General features: G+C 57.5%; 3 protein-coding genes. 1 reads left to right on the plus strand and 2 read right to left on the minus strand.

Annotated elements, in window-relative coordinates; genetic code table 11:
* The coding region (locus HKN37_15020) for an ATP-binding domain-containing protein (protein NNE47961.1) at positions 1-769 on the plus strand (769 nt) is incomplete at its 5' end.
* A gap of 30 nt (positions 770-799) precedes the next feature.
* Here HKN37_15020 and HKN37_15025 read toward each other — a convergent pair.
* Together HKN37_15025 and HKN37_15030 are read right to left on the minus strand one after the other, a co-directional pair.
* Positions 800-1,804 carry a response regulator gene (locus tag HKN37_15025; protein ID NNE47962.1) on the minus strand — a complete coding sequence of 335 codons (1,005 nt, stop codon included), beginning with the start codon at positions 1,802-1,804 and terminating at the stop codon, positions 800-802.
* Positions 1,801-2,882: response regulator (locus HKN37_15030; GenBank protein ID NNE47963.1), on the minus strand; the 1,082-nt coding region annotated here is incomplete at its 5' end. The genes HKN37_15030 and HKN37_15025, both read right to left, overlap by 4 nt.

Below are 2,882 nucleotides of genomic sequence, written 5' to 3' on the forward strand. Positions count from 1 at the left end.
TGCGGACGACGGTCCGGCGGGGGCGCTGCAAGCGATCATCGAGGACTCCGGATATCTCGAATGGGTGGAATCAGAACGCACCATAGAAGCTCTGGGGCGAGCGGAAAACATCAAGGAGGTGGTCGCCTCTTCCATTGACTTCGAAGAAACTCAGATGGGGACGACCAACGAAGAAGGAGTTCTGTGGTCCGAATTGACCGGACACCAGCGCGTCGAGGCCTTTCTCGAATCGGTCAGCCTCGTTGCCGACGTGGACGCACTCGACGGACAATCCGGCGCCGTGACCCTCATGACACTCCACAACGCCAAGGGCCTCGAATATCCGGCTGTCTTCATGGTCGGTCTTGAAGACGGAGTGTTTCCGCATATGAGATCGTTAGGAGACCCGGCCGAACTCGAAGAAGAGCGCCGCTTGTTTTATGTTGGCATCACCCGCGCCCAGGAGCACCTCTACCTCCTCAATGCGACGAGCAGGACCCTATTTGGCGGCACCAACTTCAACTCGGTCAGCAGACTTCTGAAAGAAATTCCGGACACACTCACGTCCAAGAGGTCCCGCACCCGCAACCCTGCAACCGAGTCTGCACAACGCTCGACGGTTTCGGCGTCTGACATCGCAGCAGGGGATGTCGTGCATCACGAGTATTGGGGGAAGGGTCGCGTGCGTGAAATTCGAGGAGAAGGCGACGGAGCCGAAGCTGTCGTCGTGTTCGACAATGAGGGTCCAAAGACCCTTCTCCTGGCCTGGGCACCGCTCAAGAAGACCTGAGAGAGCCCGCAGTTTGCTCTCCGACGTATGTCAGTCCAGCAGGCTCGACAGGCTCGAGCGTGCCTCTTGTTCGAGGATTCGTTGATACTGTTTCGCCGAGTCGATCACCGTCGCGAGATGAGGTTCGATCGTCCGGAGATTTCTTCGGGCGTTGTCGCTGAAAGCGTCCTTTTCGTGGGAGGCCAGAACTAGCAGGGCGACGACCTCGCCCTTTGACCACAGAGGAATCGATTCGAACGACTCCCAACCTCCGTCAGTTGTGGCGCCCGTGGTATCGAGAATCTCGGACGTGTCGACGCCGGTGGGGAGTATGAGGTTCAAGTCTTCGCCGCGTACATCGACGGTCGTGAACTGCCGACCCCGCAGGGCGGACAGGTCTCTGAACACCTCGAAGTCGCCGATAGACATGAGCTTGTTTGCTCTTAGCACCAGCTCGTGTTCCAGGTGCAGCAGGACTCCCGCGGCGTCACATTCGACTAGCCGGCCAAGGATGCTCAGCGACTCGTTGATCGTTCCATGCAGGTCGTCAGCACGAACGCCAATCGCGACAATGTCGTTGACGATGCTGGCCTCGAAGAGTTTTCGGTCGAGCACCTCGCACACACGGGCGAGAACGTCGCTTTCTTCCAATGTCTGCGTGGGTGGTTCGATTCTGGAGAGATCGGCGAGCGCCCGGCTCGCGAGTGCGGACTGCACCGAATCCAGAAGTTCCTCACCCATCGATTCTTTGGTGAGGAAGCCGTCTGCCCCGGATCTTGTGGCCCAATAGCGATCTTCGTTCGAGCTGCGTGCTGTCAAGATGAGGATGGGAACCGATCGTGCGGATGGGTCTTCTTTGATAAGTCGGCAGACCACATATCCATGCAGCTTGGGCATGTTGATATCGAGAAGAACGAGGTCGGGAATCTCTTCGTAGAACTTCTGGATCGCCTCTAGCCCATCGTTGGCTATCACCACGTCGTAGCCCGCCTGATCGAGGAGTTTCGCCAACGCTCGCACCAACACGGGCGAGTCGTCAGCTACCAGAACCTTCATTGTGCCGTCTTTCCCATCGGTGACCCATCATTCAGCAGTGATATCAACATCGACGCCAACGCGCCTTCTCTGAAGTCAGATTTTTGAAAAAATGCATCTATTCCTGCGGCCTCTGCTCGGCTTCTATCTGCCTCATCGGCAACACCCGAGATCATCACAACCGGCATGTCGCCGTATGTCTCCCGTACGCGTGTTACCAATTCGACGCCGTCCTGTCCCGGCATGGCGTAGTCGACGACCATGGCATCGACCGGATTGTTCGCAAGCTGATTGAGTGCCCCTACTGATGAGGCCGCCGCCACAACGTCGAAACCGCCCGCAGTGAGCGCTGCTGCCAAAACCTGACGCACACCGATTGAATCATCGACGATCAGAATGGTCTTGCGATTGTGTTGTTCATCCAACGCGAGGGCGTTCGCCACTTCCATCAGCGAATCGGTGTCGATCAGCATTGCAATCTCTCCGCTGACCATCGCGGCACCGGTCACGAACGGCGCAGAACGCAACAGTCCACCCAGACGTTTCGGAGCAACTTCCATCACTCCGAGCGTGCCTGCGACCGACAGAGCAAGCGGGCCCCCGTGCGTTGACACCACGATGACATCTCTGCTGGTTTCCGCGTCTTCATCTCCCACCAGCTTGCCAAGGGACACCAGAGGAATGGTGCCATCCCTGAAAAGGACCTCTTTGCGCCCATCAGGAGTCCGATAGGTGATGGCATCTGCGATAGATGTCCTTTCCAAAATCGCGAGTTCGGGTATTCCCCACCGCGCATTCGCAGTGAGTACCAGAACAATCGATTGCAGAGATTGAAATCTAGGCACGATGACCTCGACTTCAGTTCCGACGCCCGCGACGGATCGGAGCTCGATCGATCCATGGAGATCCTGGACGTATGTGGAAACCATCGAAAGGCCATCGCCCGAGCCTCCAAGTTCATCGTCCTCACTTGCGGTGGAAATCGACTCGTTGAACAACAATGTCTGAAGCTCTGCCGTGGACGGACTGGCGTTCGGATCGATCAGGTCGTTCTCGACGGCGGTTGTTCGAACCGCTGCCCAATCGATCCCGCCTCCGT

It is taken from the genome of Rhodothermales bacterium, from assembly GCA_013002345.1.
In the GTDB taxonomy this organism is placed as follows: Bacteria; Bacteroidota; Rhodothermia; order Rhodothermales; family JABDKH01; genus JABDKH01.